Source organism: Rhizobium mongolense USDA 1844, assembly GCF_000419765.1.
Classification (GTDB): Bacteria; Pseudomonadota; Alphaproteobacteria; order Rhizobiales; family Rhizobiaceae; genus Rhizobium; species Rhizobium mongolense.
The window spans coordinates 193,096-218,171 of the sequence record NZ_ATTQ01000011.1 but is presented as its reverse complement, the minus strand read 5'-3'; the positions used below and the strand labels follow the sequence as shown (position 1 = coordinate 218,171).

Sequence of the window (25,076 nt, the reverse complement as noted above, 5' to 3'; positions counted from 1 at the left end):
ATAATGCAGTCGATCGAATCCACCGCCCTTGAGCCGACCCGAGCCGAACTGGCGGGCCTCAGCTATACGCAGAAGCTCCTGCGGTTCCTGCCGGTTTACGGCCTGGTCATCCTTACTTTGGCTCTTATCGTGCTGTTTTCGCTTCTCCTGCCGCAGACCTTTCCGACGGTTCTCAATCTCCGCTCGATCGTCTCCGACAAGGCGATCATCGCTCTTCTGTCGCTGGCGGCCATGATCCCGATGGCTGCTGGCCGCATCGATCTTACGGTCGGCTACGGCATCGTGCTCTGGCACATTCTTGCGATCAGCCTGCAAACTGTGTTCGGCGTGCCTTGGCCGGTCGCAGTCGTCATCGTGCTTGCGCTCGGTGCTATCACCGGCTTCCTCAACGGTCTTCTGGTGGAGGTCGCACGCATCGACTCGTTCATTGCGACGCTCGGCACCGGCACGGTCCTCTACGCGCTCGCACTCTGGCACACCGGCGGGCGCCAGGTCGTTGGCGTCTTGCCGGAGGGTTTTTACTCGTTGAACGGCACCATGGTATTCGGCCTGCCGATCACTGGCTTTTATGTGCTGCTGCTTGCCGTCGCGCTTTGGCTCATTCTCGAATATCTGCCGATTGGCCGCTATATCTATGCGATCGGTGCCAATCCCAAAGCGGCAGCGCTGAACGGCATTCCGGTCCGCCGCTTTGTCATCGCAGCTTTTGTCTCCTCGGGCACCCTTGCTGCGCTTGCAGGCGTCCTGCTCGCCTCGAAGCTTCGCATCGGCCAGGCCAGTGTTGGCCTCGAGTATCTGCTGCCGGCGCTCGTCGGTGCCTTTCTCGGCTCAACCACCATCAAGCCTGGACGCGTCAATGTCTGGGGCACGATGACCGGTGTCATTATTCTTGCCGTCGGCATTTCCGGCATCCAGCAATTCGGTGGCTCGTTCTTCGTCGAACCACTCTTCAACGGCATCACCCTGCTCGTGGCCATCGGCATCGCCGGTTATGCGCAAAGGAAACGGGGTGCAGCCGGAAAAACCGCAGCCACCAGTCCGGCATCTGCAAACCCACCGAAAAACTGATCGCCGTCGGCACACAATCTTCAAAGGGAGGAAGAACCATGAAACGCAGAACGCTTATCCAGAGTTCCGTCGCCGCACTGGCCTTGATGCTCGCGGGGCCGGCACTGGCAGATGCCATGTCCGACGCCAAGGCGGTGGTCGAAAAATATGCGACCCGCGTCACCACCTGGGACGGACCGAAGACAGGACCCAAGGCGCAGGAGGGAAAGACGATCGTCGTGCTCGCCGGCGATCTGAAGAACGGCGGCATCTTGGGCGTGACTACCGGCGTCGAGGAGGGCGCAGCCGCCATCGGTTGGCAGGTCAAGGTTCTCGACGGTGCGGGCTCGATCGGCGGCCGCACGGCAGCGTTCGGCCAGGCCATGGCGCTGAAGCCCGCCGGGATCATCATCAACGGCTTCGATGCCGTCGAGCAAGCGCCGGCTCTTGAGCAGGCGAGGGCTGCGGGAATTCCGCTCGTCGCCTGGCACGCAGGCCCGGTCATCGGCCCTGACGAAAAAACCGGCCTTTTCGCCAACGTCAGCACCGATGCGATGGAGGTTTCCAAGTCGGCGGCGGACTGGGCCTATGCAGATGCGAAGGGCAAACCAGGCGTCGTGATCTTCACCGACTCGACCTATGCGATCGCCATCGCCAAGGCCGACAAGATGAAAGAGGAGATCGAAAAACTCGGCGGCAAGGTTCTTGAATATGTCGATACGCCTATTGCCGAAACCTCCCAGCGCATGCCGCAGCTGACGACATCGTTGCTGCAAAAATACGGCGACCAGTGGACCCATTCGCTCGCCATCAACGATCTTTATTTCGACTTCATGGGACCGTCGCTGGCAGCCGCCGGCAAGGGCGGTACGGATGCGCCAATCAATGTCGCTGCCGGTGACGGTTCCGAATCGGCCTACCAGCGCATCCGCGCCGGCCAGTTCCAGAAAGTTACGGTCGCCGAGCCCCTCAACCTGCAGGGCTGGCAGCTTGTCGACGAGTTGAACCGCGCCTTTGCCGGCCAACAGTGGTCTGGCTATCTCTCCCCGCTCCATGTCGTCACCGCCGACAATGTCGAATTCGATGGCGGCCCCAAGAACTCGTTCGATCCGGAAAACGGTTACCGCGACGAGTATAAAAAGCTCTGGGGCAAGATGTAGCAGCCTCCCTCCCGGAAACTAGGGCACCGCGAATGGTGCCATTTTTTTGCACGTTGCGTCGCAAGCGATATTGATGGAAGGATGAACAGACGATCGATTATCGTATCGTCGTGTTGCCCTGGATGAGCCGGATCTCAGCCCGCCACGATCTGTCCACGTGCACGTTTGCAAGTATATTCAACAGCGCCTGAGCCGCCGTCTTTCCGATCTCGGCGCGAGGTATATCAACGGTCGTAAGTCTGGTTCGGACCGTGTTGGGGATGGACGTGCCGTTAAATCCCACCACGGAGATCTGCTCTGGAACTGGAATTCCCGCTTCGTGCAGATAGGAGAGGCCACCAAGCGCCATCGCGTCGTTCAAGAAGTGAATAGCCTGGATCTCGGGATGGTCACGGATCAATTCCTGCGTGAGGGCGCGTCCTGTTTGGGCCTGTCTCGGCCGATTTTCGCAAACCATGCTGATCACGTCGATGTTGGCGCTCGCAAGCGAAGACCGCAAGGCAAGGTAGCGCCATCGGGCGCAAAGATCCTTCTCCAGTTCGGCGCCGACATAGGCAACGCGCCTGAGGCGGCGCTCCAGGAAATGCGCAGCAACGAGTTGCCCTGCCTCCCTGTGTGAAGGGCCGGCGCTGAAATCGAGATCTTCATTGTCGCAATCCCACAATTGAATGGCCGGGCAGGTGCGTCTTTCTAGCAATTTGTCGCAAGCCGCGCTTCGTGCCATGCCGCCGTTTAGCAAAAGCCCTGCAGGGCGGAAGGACAGCATCTCGCGGACAAGCTCTGCTTCGATGCCGGGATCGAAATGCGATTCTCCGATGAAAGTATGAAGTCCATTGGGGCGCAGGATGGCGTTCACCCCACTCAGCACTTCGGAAAAGACGATGTCGCTGATCGAGGGGATGATCACTGCTACCATCCGGCTCTTGCGCGAACTCAATGATCCGGCAAGGTTGTTCGGCAGATAGCCAAGCTCGTCTGCGGCATATCTCACCCGTTGTTGTGTCTCCTCGGAAATCTTGCCGACGCCTCGCATCACCTTTGAGACTGTCATGCTGCTTACGCCTGCCTTTGCCGCCACATCAAGCAGCGTGACGATCCGTGTCTTATCCTTTGCCACTTGCCTCATCCCCACGCCTTGACAAGTAAAAACCGGCTTGACAGCCCGATTGTTATCGATAACATAAGATGAGGTTAACGATAACCCTTGCATGATTCAGATGCAATGCCCGGTGCAAGGGAGTCCAGAGGAGGCGAGCAATGGAGCGGTTTCCGTCGCTCCAGAGGTCGCATGCACGAGCAAGAGCTCAGTCAAATTAGGTGGAGGAATGTCATGAATGTTCGTAACTCTATGCGCGCGGTTGTAACGGCAGCCGCACTCGCCATCGCGTCCTTGGCGATGACGGCCGAAGCCGGGGCGGTCACGCTCAATGACATCATATCACGCGGCACGGTCCGGATCGGCGTTCTGACCGGTGCGCCGCCGATGGGGATGGTGGATGAAAAAGGTAATCCGACCGGCTACGACGTCGACGTCGCCAACTTGATTGCCGGATATCTCTCGCTGCCGGTCGAACTCGTCCCACTGACGCCGCCGGCCCGCATTCCAGCGCTCCAGACCGGCAAGGTCGATTTTCTCGTTGCGACGCTGGCCCCGACGGGTGAGCGGGCCAAGACCGTCATGTTTACGCAGCCCTACAGCGCCTTTAACATGGATATCATATCCGGTCCCGACCAGAAGTTCGCGAGCCTTGCCGATCTTCAGGGCAAGCGCGTCGCGGTCAATCGAGGTTCGTCACAGGAAACCGCTCTTCGCAAGGCGGCGGTCCCCGGCATGGAGATCTTGGTTTTCGAAGACGACTCCACCAGTGCGCAGGCGCTGATTGCCGGTCAGGCGGATGCGGTCGCACTGCCGTCGACTGTGGGAGAAGCGATCATCAAGCAGCGTCCGGACGCTGGCCTCCAGGTCGGCTTTACCTTCTTCCAGCAGGGCAACTCGATGGCGACGAAGCTCGACGATTTCGAACTGCGTCAATGGCTGAATACGTCGATCTATCTGATGAAGATCTCCGGCGATCTCGACAAGATCGCGACGAAATGGACAGGCCGTCCGATGCCGACCCTTCCGTCCTTCTGATTGAGCTTGCGTGAGAGCCTGCCGGTGAGGCACCGGCAGGAGCGAAACTTCGACGGAGCTCGTTTATGTCCTACACATTTCAATTCGGCGTGCTGGCCCAGTATCAGGGCGAAATCCTGAGCGGTATCTGGCTGACGATCAAGCTGTCGATCCTTTCGATTGTTCTAGGTTCGGCAGCAGGTGTCATGCTTGCATCCTTGCGCTCCATAAAGGGCGGTGCCGTGCGGTATCTTGTCGATGCTTACGTCGAGGTGATCCGCAACACGCCCTTTCTGGTCCAGCTCTTCATCGTCTATTTCGGCCTGCCTGGGCTTGGTATTCGCGTGGGCGCCGATACGGCGGCGCTGATCGGCATGACCATCAATCTTGCCGCCTATTCAACGGAAATCATCCGTGCCGGCATCGAAGCCGTGCACAAATCTCAGATCGAAGCGGGCGAGGCGCTTGGTTTTTCGCGTTTCCAGATCTATCGCCACGTCATTCTGGTTCCGGCGGTCGCCAAGGTTTACCCGGCGCTGTGCAGCCAGTTCGTGTTGATGATGCTGGCCTCCAGCATCTGCTCGGCAATTTCGACCCATGAGCTTGCCGCCTCGGCCGCTTTCGTCGAATCGCAGACCTATCGGTCTTTCGAAGTCTATATTGTCGTCACGCTGATCTATCTCGCGCTGGCGCTGGCGCTGCGCGCTGCCCTGGGATTCATCGGCATGTGGCTTTTTGGCAGGCGGGTTGCCCGCCGCACGATGACGGCCCTGCCGGAGGTGCCGGCATGACGCTGAGAACATTCGGTTTCGACGAATTCGGTTTCCTGCTGCAAGCCCTGCAGTGGACCATTCTCCTGACGGTCATCGCCCTTGTCGGTGGAGGTCTGCTGGGCTTTGCCGTGGCGCTTGCCCGAACCTCACCCATCAAGGCCGTGCGCTTTGCCGCAGGCTCCTATATTCAGGTTATCCAGGGCATTCCGGTGCTGATGATCCTGTTTTTGTCCTATTACGGCCTCAGCCTTGCCGGGCTTGAGCTGCCGCCGCTCTTTGCCGCCGGCGCATCGATGACGATCTACGCATCAGGTTATCTCGCGGAAATCTGGCGCGGCTGCATCCAGGCGGTGCCGAAGCAGCAATGGGAAGCGTCGGAATCGCTTGCCATGAGCCGCCTTCAACAATACCGCTACATCATCCTGCCGCAGGCAATCCGTGTTTCGCTGCCGCCAACCGTCGGCTTTGCGGTGCAGGTGGTCAAGAATACGTCGATCACATCGATCATCGGCTTCGTCGAACTCGCCCGCGCAGGGCAGCTTGTCAATAACACGACATTCCAGCCCTTCCGCGTCTTCATCGCGGTGGCCGCTCTTTATTTCGTCGTCTGCTACCCATTGTCCCAGCTGTCGCGTTGGCTGGAAAGGAGGCTTCATGCCGGAAGTAATCGTTGAAAATGTTCACAAGAGCTTCGGTGCGCTCGAGGTTCTCAAGGGCGTATCCCTCAGCGTCGGGCGCGGAGAGGTCTTTGCACTGATCGGTCGGTCCGGTTCTGGAAAGAGCACGCTGCTGCGCTGCATGAACGGCTTAGAAAAGATCAACTCCGGTCGCATCGAGATCGCCGGCCATGCGCTTGGAGGCGACGCAAAGGCGCTGCGAAGCCTGCGCACCGATGTCGGCATCGTCTTCCAAAGCTACAACCTCTTTCCACATTTGACCGTGGGCGAGAACATCATGCTGGCGCCCCGCATTGTCAAAGACGTTGCGAAGGCGCAGACACAAGAGATCGCCCGCGAGGTGCTCCAGCTCGTGGGCCTGTCGGAAAAATTCGATGCCTATCCGGACCAGCTTTCTGGTGGCCAGCAGCAGCGCGTGGCGATTGCCCGTTCCCTTGCAATGCGCCCGAAGGTGATGCTCTTCGACGAAGTCACCTCTGCGCTCGATCCGGAACTGACCGAGGAAGTGCTGACGGTCATGGAGAAATTGGCCCGCGATGGAATGACCATGATACTCGTCACGCATGAGATGGGTTTTGCGCGGCGGGTGGCTACGCAGACGATCTTCATGCACAAGGGCACGATCTGGGAACAGGGGGCATCCGCCGAGCTGTTTGCTAATCCACAGACGCCCGAGTTGCGGCAGTTTGTGAAATCGGACGTTAAGTAATCGTGACAGAGCGGGTGGGCAAGCGATCTTCTTCCGGCCCGCTATTTCCTCAGCGGCTTGTTTGGCGCAGAATCAAATCCGGTCGGATCGTTATCACGCCCGCGCTGTCCGAAAGCGACCCGTCCAGGACGTCGAGAATGAGCTGCGCCGTTTTTGCTCCGATCTCGGCAGCAAAGGCATTGATCGTTGTCAGACTGGGAACGCAAATTGCGCCGATCTCGTAGTCGCCGAAGCCGCCGATGGCAATCTGGTCCGGCACCGCAATGCCGCGCCGTTGACATTCGGTAAGTGCGCCGAAGGCCGAAAGATCAGAAACGCAGATGACCGCTTCGGTATCTGGGAAATGCTCCAGCAACCGGCCCATCGCGTTCGCGCCCTCGCGCATTGAAATCGGCGGCGGCCCGGCGGCAATCAGGCGCGTCGCGTCCAACCCGTGATCCTCCATCGCGGTTATGAAGCCGGCGCGCCGATCGCTGCCGCGCGTGTCGCGATCAGCATCACCACCAATGAAGGCGACCTTTCTATAGCCGACGGTGACAAAATGATCGATCATCTCGCGCACCGCCAATGCGTTGGAGAAGCCGACAACGTGTCCAATCGGATCTTCCGGAAGATCCCAGGTTTCAATGACGGGGATGCCGGCATTCGACAGGAGTTTGCGGGCTCGCGATGTATGCTTGCCGCCCGTTACCACGATTGCTTCGGGCTTGCGCCGCAAGAGCTGCTCGATCAGCCGCTCTTCTTCACGAACGTCGTAGTTCGTGTAGCCGAGCAGGACCTGCAAGCCCTTATCCGACAAGCCGTCCGACAGCGCCCGCACCGTATCAGCGAAATTGGCGTTGTTGATCGAGGGGATCGTAACGGCCACGAAGTCCGTGCGCTGTGATCGAAGATTGGAAGCCGTGCTGTCGAAGACGTAACCAAGTTCTTCGGTTGCACGTCTGACAGCCTCGCGTGTCTCTTGGCTGACGGACGTGTCGCGCTTGAAAGCGCGCGACACCGTCATCGGCGACACGCCCGCCATGCGGGCGACATCCGCCATGGTTGGTGGTTTACGAATACTGGGCATTTGCATCCATGTTATCGTTACCAGATGAATACAACCGCCTTTACGCTTAATTTGCAAGCAGGTTGTGATTTCGCCTCGTTCAACGCGCAGCAAAAGGCCGATGCTTTGGTCGGACTTTGGGTCTGCCCCCTTGCCGGTGGTCGAACAGCCAAGAGGGCAGCGAGCCGCCACGGCGTCGAGCTTAGAGCGGGAATTCGTTTGCCTGGGTCACATGATGATGGATCCGCCCGTCAAAAAAGCGTGCCAATACCTCTTCCGTCGCTGCCTTGGCCGCGGTGCGCGCTGGACTCGCAAGCGCGGCCTCGACGGTTGCGAGATCGGGATAGTTGATCGCAAGAATCATGGGAATTTCCGGCGCTCCTTCATCGCGGGCATCGGCAAAGGTTACCCGGACATCGAGGGCGCCGGGAAAGGCCTTCCATTTCGGCAGGATGTCGTTGAGCACTGCGGCCCGAAACGCCTCCGTTTGACCGTCCTTCAGTTTTCCTTCGAAGAGGGCATAGCGTGTTATCATTGTACGATGTCCTTGTTGGGTCCCTTGAAAAATTCCATCAGGGCGGCCTGGTCCTCACCGCCGAGACCGGCGGCAGTCAGCATGCGGTGAATTTCGGCGCACAGCGCCGTCAGCGGCATGGCGGTGTTGGTGCGGCGGGCGAGATCCTGCGCCCCGCTCAAATCCTTGACCATATTGTCGATCCTTCCGGTGCGACGGTAATCTTTGACGACAAAGCGCGGCATGTATTCTTGCAGGATTGCGCTGTCGGCCCGGCCGCCCTTCAACGCCTGCGGGATCTTTGCCGCATCCACGCCGGCATCGAGAGCCAACTGCGTCGCTTCCGCCACGGCCAGAAAATTGAGCCCGCAGAGAACCTGGTTGATCAGCTTCGTGGTCTGGCCGGCGCCGGAAGGCCCCATATGCGTGTAATTCGAGGCAACGTGCCGCAGCACCTCGTAGGCATCAACGACATCTTGTTCCTTGCCGCCGGCCATAAGCGTAAGCTGTCCGACCAATGCCTTGGGCGCGCCACCCGACAGGGGACTGTCGACCCAGCGCAGGGCCTTTTCCGCCGCCTCGGACGCCAGGGCCTTCGTCGCCTCCGGGTCGATCGAGGACATGTCTATGATGACAGTTCCGGGCCTGGCGCCGCCTGCAACGCCGCCTTCGCCGAAGACGGCGAGCCGGACGATTTTCGCCGAGTTGAGGCTGAGGATGACATAGTCCGAGCCGGCGGCTGCTTCCGCCGCGCTTGCCGCCGGCAGAGCGCCTTTGTCGACCAGCTCGCGCATCTTGGTCGTGTCGAGATCAAAGACCGTCAAATGGTTCCCGGTTTCGACGAGCCGCGTTCCGATGGCGCCGCCCATCGCGCCGGCGCCAATCAATGCAACCTTGTTCGTCATGTTTTCATTCCTTCCAATTGCGTGACGATTGCTTCGACGATCGCGCCAAGCGGCCGGTCGATATCCACGCTGAACGCGTTTTCGTCCGCCTCCGGTGGTTCCAGCGCGGCGAACTGGCTCGTCAGCAGGCCGGCCGGCATAAAATGACCTTTTCTTGCATTCATTCGCGCCTTGATGACCTCGGGCGTACCGGCAAGATGAACGAAGGTGATCGTCTCTCCGGAAGTTTGCGTGATGTGAGCGCGGTAGGCACGCTTGAGCGCCGAACAGCCGACGATCTGCGGCCCTTCGGACTTGGTTAGAGTCTCGCCCACGAGGGTCAACCATGGCCAGCGATCCTCATCGTCCAAGGCCATGCCGCGGCTCATCTTGTCGATGTTCGCCGACGGGTGAAGGTCGTCGCCATCGAGATATGCCGCCCCCAATCGTGCGGCGAGCGTGGCCCCGACAGAGGACTTGCCGCACCCTGCAACCCCCATCAGCACCATTCGCTGCGGAACCTCAAAGAGAGGCCGTAATGCCACCGTCAACATAAAGCACATGTCCGTTCACAAATGAGGATGCGTTGGAGGCGAGGAACACGCAGGCGCCGACCAGTTCGTCCACCTTGCCCCAGCGGCCGGCCGGCGTGCGCTTTTCCAGCCAGGCGGAAAACGCGGGATCGGCAACCAATGCGGCGTTCAATGGCGTATCGAAATAGCCGGGCGCGATGGCATTGCATTGCAGCCCGTATTTGGCCCAGTCGGTGGCCATTCCCTTGGTCAGATTACCGACGGCGCCCTTCGTCGCCGTGTAGGGTGCAATGCCGGGACGTGCCAATGCAGTCTGTACGCTGGCAATATTGATGATCTTGCCCGCTCCGCGTTTGATCATGTGCCGTGCGACCGCTTGGCCAACGTTGAAAACAGTGGAGATATTGGTCCGCATAAGCTGCTCGAACGCGTCCGCCGGAAAGACCTCGAGCGGCGTGCGATGCTGCATTCCCGCATTGTTTACGAGGATGTCGATCGCCCCGATCGTTGCTTCGAAGCCATCCACTGCTGCGCGAACGGCCTCATGATCGGTCGCGTCGAATGCCAATTGATGCGTGCTGCCGCCGAGACCTCTCGCGGCTTCCGCAAGTTTTGCGGCGTTGCGGCCATTGAGCACGATTTCGGCACCGGCATTGGCAAGACCGCGCGCAAGGGCAAGGCCGATCCCCTGCGACGATCCCGTGACGAGGGCTCGGCGGCCCGTCAAATCAAACAAGTCCTGCCCCATTGTTTCCCTCATTTTTGTCTCGACAATCGCAATGCTCACCTTTATGTTATCGATAACATTAATTGTCAAGGGACGGAAACACCGAAATGAGCAAACCCCAGATCCTTCAAGTCGGGCCCTATCCGGAATGGGACGAAGTGCCTCTGAATGCTGCATTTTCGGTTCATCGCTACTTCGAGGCCGCCGACAAGCCGGACTTTCTTGCTGGTGTCGGTCCCAATGTCCGGGCGATCGCCACGCGAGGCGAACTCGGCGCCAGCCGGGCCATGATCGAGGCCTGCCCTTCACTCGAGCTGATCTCGGTCTATGGGGTTGGTTTTGATGCCGTCGACCTGGCGGCTTGCCGGGAACGCGGCATCCGCGTCACCAACACACCGGACGTGCTGACGAGCGACGTAGCGGATCTTGGCGTGGCGATGATGTTGTGCCTGTCGCGCGGCATGATTGGCGCGGAAAGCTGGGTAAAGGACGGAAGCTGGGCGGCAAAGGGGCTCTACCCGCTGAAGCGTCGTGTGTGGGGCCGCCGCGCCGGCGTACTCGGCCTTGGCCGGATCGGCTATGAAGTGGCCAAACGCCTTCAGGGCTTCGATATGCAAATCGCTTATTCCGATGTGGCGCCAAAAGATTTTGCCGCCGATTGGGAATTTGTCGCCGATCCGGTCGCACTCGCAGCGCGTTCGGATTTCCTGTTCGTCACTTTGGCCGCTTCCGCCGCCACCCGCCACATCGTCGGCCGCGAGGTAATTGCGGCTCTCGGCGGGGAGGGGATGCTGATCAATATCTCCCGCGCTTCCAATATCGATGAAGAAGCCCTGCTTGATGCACTCGAATGCGGTGCGTTGGGCTCCGCCGCCCTTGACGTCTTCGAAGGTGAGCCGAAGCTCAATCCACGGTTTCTCGCCCTCGACAACGTGCTCTTGCAGCCACACCACGCATCTGGAACCATCGAAACACGCAAGGCCATGGGACAGCTTGTTCGAGACAATCTCATGGCGCATTTTTCCGGTCAGCCCCTGCTGACCCCGGTTCTTTAAGGAGCGCGCCGATGAAAGCCATCGTCATTCACGGTCCGAAAGACCTGCGTATCGAGGAGCGCCCGATCGAAGCGCCAGGACCCGGAGAAGTGCGCCTGCGCCTTGCAACCGGTGGCATCTGCGGCAGCGATCTGCATTATTACAATCACGGCGGCTTCGGCGCAGTCAGGCTGCGGGAGCCGATGATCCTTGGTCACGAGGTGTCCGCGTATGTGGAAGCCCTCGGCCCGGGCGTTGAGGGATTGAAATCGGGCCAGCTCGTCGCTGTTTCTCCGTCCCGGCCGTGCCGATCCTGCCTCTACTGCCAGGAAGGGCTTCACAATCAGTGCCTCAATATGCGGTTTTATGGCAGTGCCATGCCTTTCCCGCATGTCCAGGGAGCTTTTCGAGAGGTTCTCGTCGCCGATGCCGTTCAATGCGTGTCGGCGGACGGTCTTACCCCAGGCGAAGCGGCGATCGCAGAACCCCTGGCCGTTACTCTTCACGCCACTCGCCGGGCGGGAGAAATATTGGGTAAACGGGTTCTGGTGACCGGCTGCGGGCCGATCGGCCTTCTGTCGATCCTCGCAGCCCGCCGTGCCGGCGCCGCCGAAATCGTCGCAACGGATCTCTCGGATTTCACCCTCTCGCTGGCACGCAAGGTCGGCGCGGACAGGGCCATCAATATGGGAAGCGAGCCGGATGCCCTGACCCCTTACGCAGCCCAAAAGGGCTCATTCGACGTCCTGTACGAGTGCTCCGGTGCCGCGCCTGCCTTGGTTGCCGGCATAGCTGCTCTTCGCCCGCGCGCGGTGATTATTCAGCTTGGCCTTGGTGGAGACATGAACCTCCCGATGATGGCGATTACAGCCAAGGAGCTGGACCTGCATGGTTCCTTCCGCTTTCACGAGGAGTTTGCGACCGGTGTCGGACTGATGCAAAAGGGGCTGATCGACGTGAAGCCGCTGATTACCCACACACTTCGCCTATCAGACGCTGTGACAGCCTTCGAACTGGCAACTGATCGGAGCCAGGCGATGAAGGCGCAGATTGCCTTCAATTGACACCAGTGCCAACTCGCGTCCGGCTGTCCGAATGAGAATGGCCCGGTAAATCTGGGAGAAGAGCGCAATGTCATGTTTCGAAGTGCTTGATCCGCTGTTTAGCACCTATGTGCTCGGCAATGCGCCGGTCAAGCAGATCGCCACCGGCTTTGACTGGGTCGAGGGCCCGGTCTGGTTCGGCGACGCGGGATGCCTACTGTTCTCGGACATTCCGAATAATCGCATGCTTCGCTGGTCTGCGGGCGCTGGGGTATCGGTATTCCGAGAGCCGTCAAACTTTGCCAATGGCAATACGCGGGACAAGCAGGGCAGACTAGTGACATGCGAGCATGGAACGCGGCGGGTGACACGGACGGAACTCGACGGTTCCGTCACTGTAATTGCCGACAGCTACCGGGGCAGGCGGCTAAACTCTCCCAACGATGTCGTGGTAAAATCGGACAATTCGATCTGGTTTTCCGATCCGCACTACGGGATCATGACCGACTACGAGGGCTTTCGTGCCGAGCAAGAACTGCCATGCCACGTCTACCGGGTGGAGCCCTCCGGAAAAATCGAAGCCGTGCTGACGGATTTTGCCTGCCCGAACGGCCTGGCCTTTAGTCCAGACGAATCTCGCCTTTATGTTGCCGATACCGGGCGGATGTTCAGCTCAGATCCGCGACATATCCGGGTCTTCGATGTTGCCTCCAACGGTAGGCTTGCCGGTGGAGAGGTGTTTTGTGCCATCAATCCCGGATGCGCGGATGGTTTTCGGATCGATGGTGAAGGTAACTTGTGGTCTTCGGCAGCCGATGGGGTACACTGCATCGCCCCAGACGGTCATCTGATGGGCAAGATCCTCGTCCCGGAGCTTGTGTCGAACCTTTGCTTCGGTGGTCGTGCAAAACATCAGCTCTTCATCGCTGCGACAACGAGCATTTATGGAATCGTCCTTAATCGAAGAGGTGCTCAAGATCCGTGAGTTCACCCGATCGCGCGATCGAATCTGAAATCGAAGACGAGGGTTTTCAGTTCGAACCTCTTCAAGGCGATTTTGCTGGTGCATTTGTCTCGCACACCGCCGTTGAAGCTGCATGTCACGCCAAAGGACTTGGAGGTTGGCGAAAGCAGTCCGGTGGTGCAACCGAGCGCTCATCGCCTCATGTCGACAAACCTGCCCCTGAAGATCACCGCAGCCAGTGCCCCTTCGAAGCTTGCGGCAGCCTCAAGAAGCCACCGGGGCACCCACGAATGCGAAATAGAGCCAGGCGACCGCAAACAAAACAAGCACGCCGAGTACAATGAGAATCTTGCGAAGACGGGGATCTCGCTGACGGGGCGGCCTGGGCTTGCGAAACTTGATGACATTGTCGTCCATCACGCAGCTTTACCGCGATTGCCGGGCGAAGTGCAAGTCGATCGAAAGTCCGCCACATCTCCTAAAGCTGCCTCAAAATCCGTCGGCATCTCTTGCGGACCTCGTGCACGATCCGCTCCAGTACTCGGGAGGGATCACCGGCTCCTGTGGCGATCTGCTTGGGAACACCTCCTTTGACCGGATCGACCTTGGCGGCAAGGTGGCCAACGCGCTTTACGGTCGCTGCCGGGCTCAGCCCAGTCTCTTCGGCGAAGGCTTTCCACTGCTTCCCATGTAAATCAGCCGCGAGAAAGCTGCCGCCAATATTTTGCGGCAGGTGTTGATCTACCCGGTCGTAGATTGCTGCGCACATCAGATCGCAGGGCGCGAGCTTTGCAGTTCCGCCCGCGCCGATCAGGACTGAGCAGTTCTTCGCCGGAGAGCGGAATTGCAGGTCAACACGTTAAAGATCACGGCGTCCAACAGCCCCCAGGCGCTCTGCGGGAGAGACGAGATCGGCGATGGCCTTAAACATCTGTGGTAGGCGTGACGCCGGAACCACGTGCCGCATTCATATTTCTGCGATGGGAAGTGACCGGCGAGCCGGCAAAGATCTTCCTGATGGAGCCTGCGGATTTATCCCTAGCACTTAGGAAGACACTCCTTGTTGGCGACGAAAAAATGTCGGATGCCTGAAGTCTCGAGCGCGTCGGACGATCGCGAAAGAGACGGATGGTTCAGAACCCTGCAGTGTCTGTATCGGGATTGGTTCGTGGGGCGGTCTTTGCCTCTCATGGTCTGGGCGTCGTCAGCCGCTTCGGATGAATCGGTGTGCCTTGGCCGCTTGAGTTCTCGGCAGATTCTTGCCAGCCCGCCTGGCGTTCGCAACTGAGAGAAGACGACTGCAAGCGGGAGTATGTGCCGACCAGCCAGAAGGTCGAAACCTATTGCAAATGCTGCTCATTGACGTCGCGACAGCCAAGGTAAAGATGAAGAGGCCGTGCGTCGTCAAGAGATCGATAACGCCACCATGAGCGCTGCGGCCCAGAACAGGGCCGACAGTTCAGCTGCCACCATAAAACCAACAGCGGTATCGCTCATAATCTAAACCCTCCTTAGGCAACCTCCATTGCTGTAAGGAAACTATAGGGCACAGCAGGAGGTTCGGCTACCCAATGGGTGTCAACTATTCCTCGAGCAATCGAATCAAGACCCGGCCGGGAGGGACGAGTTTCGCAAAACGCCTTCACGTAAGCAGGGAGTACATCAGAACGCCGACGGAACCCCAGAAAACAACCATCACGAGTGACATCGCAATAACGAAGATTTTAGCCATAGCGAAAACTCACAACCCTTTCGCGTGCAAACATACTGTAGCTGCCGAGAGGGGGTATCGGCACGAAGTCTGAGAAACGGTCGGACGTTGGTCTGATATTCGCTCTTTACACGTGCCCGACTGGGCCTGACGGTGTTTCGGCGCGGCATTTGAGCCCATCTCCATGAAGGACCGTGGCAATCTGGCAGCCGCAATCCTAAAGGAAAGGGCCGGGCGACACGCGCACCGGCCCTTCCTGATCAATCGACGACGGCTGCCAGTACATCCGTGGTCAGCCCTCAGTACGAATTTGATGAATCCATGATAGCGTCTTCGACGAGAAGCGCTATTACCCAAGCGTAGTACATTTGGTGGACGTACCGGTCGCCACTCCACTGGCCGAGGGAGGGCCTATCGGGGATGGGGTCGGGAATGTCCTCATCGATGCCCGACAGGCGCAGAACAGGCGGAACATTAGGCCGGGATTGAAAGGCACGCCTGTCATTGAAGAGAACGGATCGGGCGATTGGGAGGGACACCTCTTCAAGAACTAGCTAGATTGGATCAATCGACAACGTTTCCACACTGGCACAATCTCATTTTAATTCCCTGAGCGCATTGGAGAGATCATGAATAAAGCCGTTAATGCGAAGGAGCCAAGTGCAGTCGACATAGAAGTCGGAAGGCGAATCCGTATGCAGCGACGGGTGCTTGGCATGAGCCAGTCAGCGCTTGCTGAACGGGTCAGTGTCACATTCCAGCAGGTACAGAAATACGAGAAGGGCAGCAACCGGGTGGGGGCGAGCCGGCTTCAGGGCATTGCCGACTGTCTGAACGTGCCTGTTTCCTTCTTTTTCGAAGGAATGGCGGGAGCGGATGAAAGTGAATCAGGTTTAGTGAAGGGCATGGACGATCTGACGGGATTTATTTCCACCGCCGAGGGGCTCGCGCTAAACCGCGCATTCCTTGCTGTAAAAGACCCCCGAATACGACAAAAGATCGTGGGTTTGGTAAAGTCGCTTGCATCGCTGGAAGGCGACGACTGATACTCACGGATTCCAAGAATAGGATGCTTCCGGCCCATGGCGGTTGTAGGCTTGCTGTTCACTTCCGATGCAAAACCGACAACAGCAAGATGCGGTGGTTGGGCAGGCGAGGCGACAGCCGGACAATTGACGTGGCCTGGCCGCCGTTCACGCAGTTTCCGCCGCTTAAGCAGGATCGATCATTAATCCTCACACCCTTTGATCCGGGCGACTTTGCCGCCAGGAGATAGACTGAAACGACAAACGACCGGCATGGCGGGCGTGTAGGTAGCGGTGCCCCTCAACTCGACGCGTGCCCCGTCCTTGGAAAAAGTCATTTCTGGCATGCCTATGCTGTAGAAGCCACCTTTAACCAGTTCCACGGAGTGGACGATTTGGGCGTCATCCGTGTCAGTCGGCACTGATTTCCATTCCACCACGACGCGCGACGATACGTGCTCAAAGCCCTGGTTCACAACGATGATGCGGTAACTTCCTTCGCCGACGCCGTCTTCTTGCCAGTGTCCGCCTTCAACGACAGACACGACATTCGTGTCTACGAAGGTTTCGGCGAATGCTACGTTTGCAACGAGCAGAAAAATGCCACCATATAACGCCGGGATCGTTGGGTGCGCGCCGCCGACACATTTACCGTTCATCATCATTACCAATGCAAGAATACCCTTGAGAGAAAAGCCTGATCCTAGCACGATCAAGACGCCTCGCGAACCGCGATTGCACCTCGCCCGGCAGAGGATCCAAATCAGCCGCCGTCGACCACGCACGACCAGCAAACTCTTGACCGTGGCGCTCGCCTCCTGTCTGCTGACGCTGCCATTCGACCCGAGTGAGGGGACGCCAAGAGGTGGAAAAGACCGACAAAACGATGGAGGACGCCGACAGAAATGCCATTAAGTCGTGGAAGGCCGCGCTCGATCCGACGACGCGCAAACGGGCGCTGAAGCTTCTGACGAAGGAGGTGGATGATATCTTTCTGCCGCGCGGCTTTGTCCGGAAAGGGGTCCGCTGGCATCGCACCGGCTGGTTCGGACGACCTTTGTCGAGATCCAGAAGAGCCGCTATGGCAATGCCTGCTTCATCAACTTCGGCCGCGACGCGAGGGACGGCGATTGGCGCGCGCCGAGCTACCGCAACAACACGCATTGGCGACTCGCATCCCTCGCGCAGAGAGACGCCGCCTGCCGGCTCGACCAGCTTTCCTATGCCGAGCTCGATGGTGCTTCGGAGCTGCGTCTCGAGGTGGTCTCCCTCCTGCGCGACGGGGCAGCGCCCTTTCTTGAGCAGGCGCAGGGATTGTTTGGTTCTCTCCTGCGGCCCCGGCGATCGGTTGAAGATGAACTCCGCCGCAGGCCCGCCGCTGTCTCCCGACGCATACTGTCGGCGCTGCTGTTCGGTCGCGACGACAACAGGGGCCCCGGGAGCGGCCACTGATCATTTCAGGCCTCAACTTTCTTCCTGATTTGTTCGAGCGGATGTCTTATAGCGACTTTGGCGGATGGTGCAGTCCGGAGAACCATTTTGAGAATTAGGCCGAGATAGCGAATGACGCAGCAGTTCGATCTGTTTGATGCTAACGGGGCAGCACCTGCAAAGGGCGCAGGCTCATCGATGAAGCGCCATTCTCCTGTTGCGTTGAGCGAAGATGATATGGTGCGGCAACTCCACGAGACTGGCCGCTACCGTATCCTGAGAAAACTCGAGCCACGTTTGGTGACCACGGCTGCGCGACCCGGATTTCCGCTGAAGGGCGTGATCATCGACACTGAAACTACCGGCCTTAATCATCGCAAGGACGAGATTATTGAGATTGGCGCGGTTGCGTTCACATTCGATGAGACGGGCAATATCGGCGATGTCATCGGCGTCTATAGCGCTCTCCAGCAGCCCAGCATTCCAATCCCGGAGGAGATCACACGTCTCACCGGTATCTCCGACGACATGGTGGCCGACCAGATGATTGATCTTTATCAGGTTCGTGCCGTCATCGAGCCTGCTGATCTCGTAATTGCCCACAATGCCGGCTTCGACCGGCCGTTCTGCGAAACCTTTTCACCAATCTTTGCCGGAAAAGCCTGGGCTTGTTCGGTCTCTGAAATCGACTGGGCGTCGCGCGGCTTTGAAGGAACAAAGCTCGGTTATCTGATTGGGCAGGCCGGTTATTTTCATGAAGGCCACCGAGCGGTTGATGACTGCTTTGCTCTCCTTGAGGTTATCGCGGAGGGTGGAGGGGAATCGGGACGAACACCTTTTGCCGAGCTCTACGAAGCAAGCCAGCGATCACGCGCCCGCATCTTTGCGGAAAACAGCCCCTTCGACATGAAGGATCAATTGAAAGCACGCGGCTACCGCTGGTCGGATGGCAGTGACGGCCGTCCGAAGTCCTGGTGGGTCGAGATTGCCGAAGACGCACTCGATGACGAACTCCGCTATCTGCGTACGCAAGTCTATCGCTGGGATGACGCAGATCCACCGATCAAGCGTCTCACCGCCTTTGACCGCTTCAGGGCGGCCTAACAATCGCTCGGTGCGCATCGCGCATGGCTGGACGGCCGATCTGCGACTGGGTTTGCGCCGGAGCATCTGGCTAAACCGACGAGCGCGCAGTTCTGGGCCGCAGCTCCAGCCTTGATCGCTTCGGCGAAGCGGTCAAGGTTGTCCAAAAGTGCTGCGAGCCCGGGGCTTGCCAGCACACCGGCGGTCTGCGGCAACCTGCTTCCCGTCAATCGTGTCGTCGCAAGAAGGCCGAAACCGTCTCCAGGCAGAGTGCCTTCTCTTCCACATGCGGCATGTGGCTCGAATGCTCGAAGAGCACCCATTCGCATCTCTCAATGCGGTCGACATAGGGCTTGACGACCAGCGGGGTTGCCTCATCGAACTTGCCCGAGATCAGCAGCGTCGGGGCCTCGATGAACGGCAGCCTATCTTCGATGGTCCAATCCTTCATCGTGCCAATGACATGGAACTCCGTTGGGCCGTTCATGTTGCGATAGACGGTGTTGTCTTCGTCCATGATGGCGAAGGTGCGGGCGACTTCCGGCGGCCAGGGTACGAGGCGGCAGACATGGCGATCATAGAAGACGCGCGAGGCGGCGATATATTCGGGGTCGGTAATCGTTCCGGCCTGCTCGTGCTTTAAGAGCGTATCCTGCACCTCCTGCGGCAGTTCCTCGCGCAGCCGGTTGGCTTCAGCGACCCAGGTATGCATGTTGGCTGGGGAATTGGCGATGACGAGCGCCTTCAGGCCCCTCGGCCGGCGCACAGCATGTTCCGCGCCGAGCATGCCGCCCCAAGACTGGCCGAGGAAGGCATAGCGGTCGTGAATGCCGACCTGCTTCAGGAGCGCATCCAGCTCTTCCAGGAAGAGCGCCGGCGTCCAGAAATCCGGTCCTTTTTCCCGCAGGCGGGTGGAATTGCCGTTACCGAGCTGGTCGTAGTGAATGACCGGGCGGCCGTCGATCTCGGTAATCCCGGTGAAGGAATCCACATAGTCATGGGTGCAGCCAGGACCGCCATGGGCGACAACGAGTGGCAGCTTGCCGCTGTCGAGCGAGCCGGTGATGCGATACCAGGTCTGGTACTCGCGAAAGGGCAGAAAGGCTTCCTTCGACTCAATTGCAGCCACATGGATCTCCATTCAGATTCGAAGCGTCACAGCCGCCTGCGCGCCACGATTGAGACGCGACGCTGCGGTGAGCAATTGAGAAAGCATAGCGTGGTGCTTTAGAGCGGGGCAGCTATCACAAGTTATAGGATGAGCGCTCTTCCAGAAGGCGATAATGGGTGGCGCGAACCACGGCCTGCGTGCGGTTCTTGGCGCCGAGCTTCTTGGCCGCGGCGGTGAGATGCATGACCACCGTCGGCACGGAGCGGTCGATGATGCGCGAGATTTCCTTGGCGGAGTATCCTTCGGCCGAATAGCGCAGGCATTCGCGCTCCCGTTCTGTCAGCCTGGCCTTGCCGACATGGAAGACGTCGGCATCGAACAGGTTGTAAGCCGCTTCATGGAAGACATGGGCGAGCAGATTGAAATCGGCGATATAGCGCAGGGCGTGCCGCTCGAATTCCTTGTTGCCCCCGAAGCGGATGCCGGTGACTGTGGCATAGTCACCGCGCGGCATGTGAATGGGCACCGTCACGCCGGTCGACATATCCCTTTCGCTCAGATAGCGGGCCACGGGCGCGGTGTCCTCGGTCATGAAGCGGCGGATCAGCGTGTCGGCGTCGGCATCATAACTCCAGAAGAAGGGTGTCGAGGTGCGAAGCGCGACCTGCTGCACCGGGTCGATGCGGAAGTACCCGCGGTTGAACCAGTAGTCATGCATGTCGCCGCAAATGTTGCGAAGCTTCAGCAGTGACGGAAACATGATCGCGCCGTCGAGATCGTAGGCCACCGGGGTATAGTCATATATCAGCGCTTCGAAGCCGATTGTCTTCATGGCCTCGAAGATCTGATCGATGCGGCCATCCAGTGTCTGATGAACCGTAAACTGGCGTCTGATGGTTTCGATTTCGTCAAGCATCGGCTGGCTCCGGCTCGTATTCCCCGGCGACCCTATCACTTCTTATAGCTGGCGCGGGCCGTCGTTTGAGATAAAAATTTAGACATGCTCAAATATTGAGCAAGGAGAATCTTCGCCGGAGTCGTCAATGTGGCGTGAAATCGAACCCGAGGCGCGACACCAAATCGGAGTCGATGGCTATAAGGTCGTCGCCTATAGCTTCGGCTCCGGCCCCGAGACGATCTTTTGCCTGAACGGCGGGCCGGGACTGCCCTGTGACTATCTGCGCGATGCGCATTCCTGTCTTATTGACAAAGGCTATCGCGTGGTGGCCTTCGATCAGCTCGGCACGGGCGCTTCAGATCGCCCGACCAGTCCGGCGCTGTGGACGATCGGGCGCTATGTCGAGGAGACGGAGACGGTGCGCAAGGCGCTGGGGCTTGGCAAGGTGCACATGCTCGGCCATTCCTGGGGCGGTTGGCTGGCAATCGACTATGCGCTCACTTACCCACAAAACCTGCAGACGCTGATCCTCGAAGATACGGTCGCGGACATGCCCCATCTCATTACCGAGCTCGAGCGGTTGCGCGCGGCGCTCGGCCCCGAGACGGTCGCCATGATGCAGAAGCACGAGGCGCAGGGCACCTACGACCATCCGGAATATCTCGCAGCCATCACTATTCTGAACTACCGCCACGTCTGCCGGTTGCCGGAATGGCCGGCGCCGGTGCGCCGGTCGCTCAACGACTGGAATTTGGGGCCATATGGCACGATGCAGGGACCGAACGAATTCCTCTATATCGGCAACCTGAAGGATTGGAACCGTATTCCCGACCTGCCGCGCATCGCCGTGCCGACACTGATCACCACGGGCGAGCACGACGAACTGACGCCGGCCTGCGCACTGAAGATGAAGCTCGCCATTTCGAATGCCGAACTCAAGGTCTTTGCCAATGCCAGCCACATGCCCTTTTACGAAAATCCCGCAGACTACTATCCAGCGCTGATCGATTTCTTGTCGCGGCACAGGCGGAACTGATGCAAAGAATGGCGACCGACATCCGAACAATACGGAGGCGCTGGCATCGCCATGCATCGCTATAGGTTCGTCCTCACCCGACCCTTGCAATTTTTGCCCGTCATTTTCGGCATCAGCGTCATCACCTTCATTCTGGTGCGGCTGATCCCCGGCGATCCGGCACGCAACCTGCTCGGCGCGCGCGCCACGCCGACGGCGATTGCCAATATCCGTGCCCAGTACGGCCTCGATCAGCCTATGTGGCTACAATATCTGTATTTTCTGAAAAACCTTGCCAATGGCGAGATGGGCAAATCGATCCTCTACAAGATCGACGTGCTGAGACTGATCGTCACCCGCATCGAGCCGACTGTCGCGCTCGTCACCTCCAGCGTCGTTCTGTCGATCCTGATCGCCGTGCCGATGGCGGCGATTGCCGCGCGCAATGCCGGCAAGGCGCCCGATCATGCGGTGCGTATCGTCTCTACCTTCGGCATCGGCTTCCCGCCCTTTTGGCTCGGGCTGATGCTCATCATCCTCTTCAGCGTCGAGCTCGGCCTGCTGCCGGTCTCCGGCTATGGCGCAACGACCGGCGACAAGCTCGCGCATCTGATCCTGCCGAGCCTGACCGTGGCCCTGTCGCTCTCGACCGTTTTGACGCGCAGCCTCAGGGCGGCGATGATCGAATCTCTTAAATCCGACGTGGCGACGGCAGCGCGCGCCCGCGGCATGCCCGAACGCATCGTCTTCTGGCGCCATGTCGTACCGAATTCGCTGGTGCCGACTGTCAATCTTCTCGCGGTCAATATCGGCTGGCTCATCGGCGGCACCGTCGTCGTCGAGAGCGTCTTTGCGCTTCCCGGCATGGGACAGCTTCTCGTGCGCGCCATCTTCTCGCGCGACTATATGGTGGTCCAGGGCGTTGCCATGGTTTTCGCCTGCGCCACCGTGCTCGTCAATTTCGTTGCCGATATCGTCACCGTTGCGATCGATCCGAGGGTGAAGCTATGAGCGTCGATACCCTCTCTTCAGGCTTCGTCGGCTGGCGGACGATCTTCAGCAAGCACTTGATGCTTGCGACCGGTGCCGGCATCCTGCTGTTCTTCGTCCTGCTGGCGACAAGCGCGCCCGTTCTGGCACCCTATGACCCAATCCTTCAGAACGGCGACGCCCGCCTGCAGGCGCCTTCGCTGCTGCATCCGTTCGGTACGGACAATTTCGGCCGCGACGTGCTTTCCCGCGTCATTTGGGGCACGCGGATCGACCTGCAGATCGCGCTGATCGGCGTCGCTTTCCCCTTTCTCATCGGCACCGCGGTTGGCACCATCGCCGGCTTCTTCGGTGGCATCGTCGATGCGCTGTTCATGCGGCTCGTGGATATCATCCTCGCCTTTCCCTTCCTGGTATTGATGCTATCGATCATCGCCATCCTCGGACCGGGGCTCGGCAGCTTTTACATCGCCATGGCACTGGTCGGCTGGGTTTCTTATGCCAGGCTGATCCGGGCGCAGATGCTGGTGCTCAAGAACAGCGACTATGCGGTGGCCGCCGTCAGCCTCGGCTTTTCGCGGATGCGCATCATGTTCCGACACCTGCTCCCGAATGCGGTTGCCGGCTCGATCGTCTTTGCGATGTCGGATGCGGTGTTGGTGCTGCTCAGCGGCGCGGCCGTCAGCTATCTCGGCCTCGGTGTGCAGCCGCCGGTCGCCGAATGGGGTGTTATGGTGGCGGAGGGCCAGAGTTTTATCACCACGGCCTGGTGGATCACCCTGTTTCCTGGGCTTTCCATCGTCTGCCTCGCCTTCGGCTTCAGCATGCTCGGCGATGCGCTCGGCGAACGGCTCGGAGTGCACGAATGAGCGCGTCCGTTCTTTCCGTCCGCGACCTGACCGTCAAAGCGCATCTCGACAGCGGGGTCCGCATTCTGCTCGATGGCGTGTCGCTTGATCTCGCAAAAGGCGAAATTCTGGGTCTCGTCGGCGAAAGCGGCTCCGGCAAGAGCCTGTTCTGCCGCTCGCTCGTCCGCCTCCTGCCCTCCTCGCGACTAACGATCGAGAGAGGCATCGTGCTTCTGGAGGGCCGTGATCTCACCGCCGTCAGCGATGCTGAGATGCTGAGCGTGCGCGGCAGCGAAATCGGCATGATCTTCCAGAACCCCACCAGCCATCTCGACCCAGTCATGCGCATAGGCGACCAGATCGCAGAAGGCATCCGCTATCATCAGGACCTCAATGCGCGCGATGCGCGCGCGGCCGCCGTCGAGATCCTGGCGCAGGTCGGCTTTCCGGATCCCGTTCGGCACTTTGACAGCTATCCGCACGAATTTTCGGGCGGCATGCGCCAGCGCGCGATGATCGGCGTGGCGCTTTCCTGCAATCCGAAAATCCTGATCGCTGACGAGCCGACGACGGCGCTCGACGTGACCATCCAGGCGCAAATTCTCAACCTTCTGATGGATCTGCGGGACAAGCGCGGGCTGTCCATCATCCTCATCACCCACGATCTCGGCATCGTGGCACAGACGTGCGACCGTATCGCCGTTATGCGTGGTGGCAGGCTGCTGGAGGAAGGCCCGAAGCGGGCGATCCTCTCCCGCCCGAAAGACCCCTACACGATCAATCTGATCCAAAGCCATCCGTCCATGCCAGAGATCGGCGTCTCCGCCGGGAGCGAGACCGCGCGCTCGGCAGAAGCGTTGAAGCCGCTTCTTGAGATCGACGACTTGCACGTGCGCTTTCCTTCCGGCGGCAGGCTCTTCAAAGGAGCTGCCGCCAAGACCGTCAGCGCGGTTTCCGGCGTCAGCTTGCAGATCATGCCGGGCGAGACGGTCGGCATCGTCGGCGAATCCGGTAGCGGCAAAAGCACGCTTGCCCGCGCCGTCCTCGGCCTGACGCCGATCTCGTCCGGTCATGTCAGTTTCGACGGCATCGACCTTGCCCAGCAGAGGAGGGCGGGACTGGCTAAGCTGCGCCGGGAGACGGCGATGGTCTTCCAGGACCCGTTCAACGCGCTGAACCCGCGGTTGACGATCGGCCAGACGCTGGCTGAGGTGCTGACGGTGCAGGCCACGGTCGCCAAACGCGACATTCCGGCACGCATCGGGGAATTGCTCGACCTCGTCGGACTCGACCGCGAATTCGCACTCCGAAAGCCGCGCAGCATGAGCGGCGGCCAATGCCAACGGGCCGGCATTGCGCGGGCACTGGCTGTAAATCCCAAGATGATCGTCGCCGATGAATGCGTAGCAGCGCTAGACGTGACCATCCAGGCGCAGATCATCGGCCTGTTCCGGGATCTGGCGGCCAAGATGAACCTGACGTTGATCTTCATTGCCCATGACCTGGCGATTGTGCGCCATCTCTGCACACGCACCGTCGTCATGTACCGCGGCGAGGTGGTCGAGGAGGGGCCGTCCGAAGAGGTTTTTTCGCGGCCGAAGCATGCCTATACCGCCGCGCTGATCGCGGCGATCCCAGATATCGATCCGGATAAGCCGAGGTTCAAAGGTGTCGAGCCGACGCCGGGCAAACCGATCCAATCCATCAAATGCATGCCATAACAACGAAGGGAACGACA

At 59.5% G+C, this 25,076-nt stretch carries 25 protein-coding genes; 16 read left to right on the top strand and 9 right to left on the bottom strand.

Annotated elements, in window-relative coordinates; genetic code table 11:
* Window positions 1–3 precede the first annotated feature (3 nt).
* Together A3C3_RS0122225 and A3C3_RS0122220 are read left to right on the top strand one after the other, a co-directional pair.
* Window positions 4–1,068: an ABC transporter permease gene (locus A3C3_RS0122225; RefSeq protein WP_022716792.1), complete on the top strand. Its 1,065-nt coding sequence runs from the start codon at window positions 4–6 to the stop codon at window positions 1,066–1,068.
* Window positions 1,069–1,106: 38 nt separating this feature from the next.
* Entirely contained in the window at window positions 1,107–2,207 is a 1,101-nt protein-coding gene (locus A3C3_RS0122220; protein ID WP_022716791.1) for an ABC transporter substrate-binding protein, read from the top strand.
* A 97-nt stretch (window positions 2,208–2,304) separates the two neighbouring features.
* Here A3C3_RS0122220 and A3C3_RS0122215 read toward each other — a convergent pair whose 3' ends face one another.
* Window positions 2,305–3,324 (bottom strand): LacI family DNA-binding transcriptional regulator, encoded by a 1,020-nt coding sequence (locus A3C3_RS0122215; protein WP_022716790.1) that lies wholly within the window; start codon window positions 3,322–3,324, stop codon window positions 2,305–2,307.
* A gap of 213 nt (window positions 3,325–3,537) precedes the next feature.
* On the opposite strand from A3C3_RS0122215, the gene A3C3_RS0122210 reads away from it, so the two are divergent.
* From A3C3_RS0122210 to A3C3_RS0122195, 4 genes are all read left to right on the top strand, one after another.
* Complete coding sequence (locus A3C3_RS0122210; RefSeq protein ID WP_028739894.1) at window positions 3,538–4,341, top strand: transporter substrate-binding domain-containing protein; 804 nt, start codon at window positions 3,538–3,540, stop codon at window positions 4,339–4,341.
* Between the two features lie 65 nt (window positions 4,342–4,406).
* Complete coding sequence (locus A3C3_RS0122205; RefSeq protein WP_022716788.1) at window positions 4,407–5,111, top strand: amino acid ABC transporter permease; 705 nt, start codon at window positions 4,407–4,409, stop codon at window positions 5,109–5,111.
* Complete coding sequence (locus A3C3_RS0122200; protein WP_022716787.1) at window positions 5,108–5,767, top strand: amino acid ABC transporter permease; 660 nt, start codon at window positions 5,108–5,110, stop codon at window positions 5,765–5,767. Before A3C3_RS0122205 ends, A3C3_RS0122200 begins: the two co-directional genes overlap by 4 nt.
* Entirely contained in the window at window positions 5,748–6,479 is a 732-nt protein-coding gene (locus A3C3_RS0122195; protein WP_022716786.1) for an amino acid ABC transporter ATP-binding protein, read from the top strand. The genes A3C3_RS0122200 and A3C3_RS0122195 overlap by 20 nt, the downstream gene beginning before the upstream one ends.
* A 49-nt stretch (window positions 6,480–6,528) precedes the next feature.
* Here the strand turns inward: A3C3_RS0122195 and A3C3_RS0122190 are convergent, their stop codons facing one another.
* The 5 genes from A3C3_RS0122190 to A3C3_RS0122170 all read right to left on the bottom strand — a co-directional run bounded on the left by A3C3_RS0122190 (window position 6,529) and on the right by A3C3_RS0122170 (window position 10,206).
* Complete coding sequence (locus tag A3C3_RS0122190) at window positions 6,529–7,548, bottom strand: LacI family DNA-binding transcriptional regulator (protein WP_028739893.1); 1,020 nt, start codon at window positions 7,546–7,548, stop codon at window positions 6,529–6,531.
* Between the two features lie 181 nt (window positions 7,549–7,729).
* Window positions 7,730–8,062 carry a hypothetical protein gene (locus A3C3_RS0122185; protein ID WP_022716784.1) on the bottom strand — a complete coding sequence of 111 codons (333 nt, stop codon included), beginning with the start codon at window positions 8,060–8,062 and terminating at the stop codon, window positions 7,730–7,732.
* Window positions 8,059–8,946 carry an NAD(P)-dependent oxidoreductase gene (locus tag A3C3_RS0122180; protein WP_022716783.1) on the bottom strand — a complete coding sequence of 296 codons (888 nt, stop codon included), beginning with the start codon at window positions 8,944–8,946 and terminating at the stop codon, window positions 8,059–8,061. Before A3C3_RS0122180 ends, A3C3_RS0122185 begins: the two co-directional genes overlap by 4 nt.
* The gene (locus A3C3_RS0122175) at window positions 8,943–9,434 is read right to left on the bottom strand and encodes a gluconokinase (RefSeq protein WP_028739892.1); all 492 of its coding nucleotides are present in this window, start codon (window positions 9,432–9,434) and stop codon (window positions 8,943–8,945) included. The genes A3C3_RS0122180 and A3C3_RS0122175 overlap by 4 nt, the downstream gene beginning before the upstream one ends.
* 13 nt (window positions 9,435–9,447) lie before the next feature.
* A complete protein-coding gene (locus tag A3C3_RS0122170) occupies window positions 9,448–10,206 on the bottom strand; it encodes an SDR family oxidoreductase (RefSeq protein ID WP_022716781.1) in 759 nt (252 codons plus the stop codon).
* An 86-nt stretch (window positions 10,207–10,292) separates the two neighbouring features.
* Here A3C3_RS0122170 and A3C3_RS0122165 point away from each other — a divergent pair, with 86 nt between their 5' ends.
* The 5 genes from A3C3_RS0122165 to A3C3_RS0122125 all read left to right on the top strand — a co-directional run bounded on the left by A3C3_RS0122165 (window position 10,293) and on the right by A3C3_RS0122125 (window position 15,983).
* Window positions 10,293–11,240: a 2-hydroxyacid dehydrogenase gene (locus A3C3_RS0122165; protein ID WP_022716780.1), complete on the top strand. Its 948-nt coding sequence runs from the start codon at window positions 10,293–10,295 to the stop codon at window positions 11,238–11,240.
* Window positions 11,241–11,251: 11 nt separating this feature from the next.
* Window positions 11,252–12,283, top strand: a complete 1,032-nt coding sequence (locus A3C3_RS0122160; protein WP_022716779.1) for an L-idonate 5-dehydrogenase — start codon at window positions 11,252–11,254, stop codon at window positions 12,281–12,283.
* A gap of 67 nt (window positions 12,284–12,350) precedes the next feature.
* The gene (locus tag A3C3_RS0122155) at window positions 12,351–13,247 is read left to right on the top strand and encodes an SMP-30/gluconolactonase/LRE family protein (RefSeq protein WP_022716778.1); all 897 of its coding nucleotides are present in this window, start codon (window positions 12,351–12,353) and stop codon (window positions 13,245–13,247) included.
* A 379-nt stretch (window positions 13,248–13,626) separates the two neighbouring features.
* A complete protein-coding gene (locus A3C3_RS45415) occupies window positions 13,627–13,920 on the top strand; it encodes a hypothetical protein (RefSeq protein ID WP_156890792.1) in 294 nt (97 codons plus the stop codon).
* A gap of 1,646 nt (window positions 13,921–15,566) precedes the next feature.
* Entirely contained in the window at window positions 15,567–15,983 is a 417-nt protein-coding gene (locus A3C3_RS0122125) for a helix-turn-helix domain-containing protein (protein ID WP_022716771.1), read from the top strand.
* A gap of 182 nt (window positions 15,984–16,165) precedes the next feature.
* Here the strand turns inward: A3C3_RS0122125 and A3C3_RS0122120 are convergent, their stop codons facing one another.
* Entirely contained in the window at window positions 16,166–16,678 is a 513-nt protein-coding gene (locus A3C3_RS0122120; RefSeq protein ID WP_145611727.1) for a hypothetical protein, read from the bottom strand.
* Window positions 16,679–17,525: 847 nt separating this feature from the next.
* Between A3C3_RS0122120 and A3C3_RS0122110 the strand changes: the two genes are divergently transcribed.
* Window positions 17,526–18,497 (top strand): 3'-5' exonuclease, encoded by a 972-nt coding sequence (locus tag A3C3_RS0122110; RefSeq protein ID WP_022716768.1) that lies wholly within the window; start codon window positions 17,526–17,528, stop codon window positions 18,495–18,497.
* Between the two features lie 205 nt (window positions 18,498–18,702).
* Here the strand turns inward: A3C3_RS0122110 and A3C3_RS0122105 are convergent, their stop codons facing one another.
* Both A3C3_RS0122105 and A3C3_RS0122100 read right to left on the bottom strand, forming a co-directional pair.
* Window positions 18,703–19,617: a proline iminopeptidase-family hydrolase gene (locus A3C3_RS0122105; protein WP_033419752.1), complete on the bottom strand. Its 915-nt coding sequence runs from the start codon at window positions 19,615–19,617 to the stop codon at window positions 18,703–18,705.
* A 103-nt stretch (window positions 19,618–19,720) separates the two neighbouring features.
* Complete coding sequence (locus tag A3C3_RS0122100) at window positions 19,721–20,503, bottom strand: LuxR family transcriptional regulator (RefSeq protein ID WP_022716766.1); 783 nt, start codon at window positions 20,501–20,503, stop codon at window positions 19,721–19,723.
* Between the two features lie 127 nt (window positions 20,504–20,630).
* Between A3C3_RS0122100 and A3C3_RS0122095 the strand changes: the two genes are divergently transcribed.
* From A3C3_RS0122095 to A3C3_RS0122080, 4 genes are read left to right on the top strand one after another with little or no spacing between them, the layout of a single operon-like run.
* Window positions 20,631–21,521 (top strand): proline iminopeptidase-family hydrolase, encoded by an 891-nt coding sequence (locus tag A3C3_RS0122095; protein WP_022716765.1) that lies wholly within the window; start codon window positions 20,631–20,633, stop codon window positions 21,519–21,521.
* Between the two features lie 51 nt (window positions 21,522–21,572).
* A complete protein-coding gene (locus tag A3C3_RS0122090) occupies window positions 21,573–22,511 on the top strand; it encodes an ABC transporter permease (RefSeq protein WP_022716764.1) in 939 nt (312 codons plus the stop codon).
* On the top strand, window positions 22,508–23,359 hold the full coding sequence (locus A3C3_RS0122085) for an ABC transporter permease (RefSeq protein ID WP_022716763.1): 852 nt from the start codon (window positions 22,508–22,510) through the stop codon (window positions 23,357–23,359). The genes A3C3_RS0122090 and A3C3_RS0122085 overlap by 4 nt, the downstream gene beginning before the upstream one ends.
* Window positions 23,356–25,059 carry a dipeptide ABC transporter ATP-binding protein gene (locus A3C3_RS0122080; RefSeq protein ID WP_022716762.1) on the top strand — a complete coding sequence of 568 codons (1,704 nt, stop codon included), beginning with the start codon at window positions 23,356–23,358 and terminating at the stop codon, window positions 25,057–25,059. Before A3C3_RS0122085 ends, A3C3_RS0122080 begins: the two co-directional genes overlap by 4 nt.
* The last annotated feature ends 17 nt before the right edge of the window (window positions 25,060–25,076 follow it).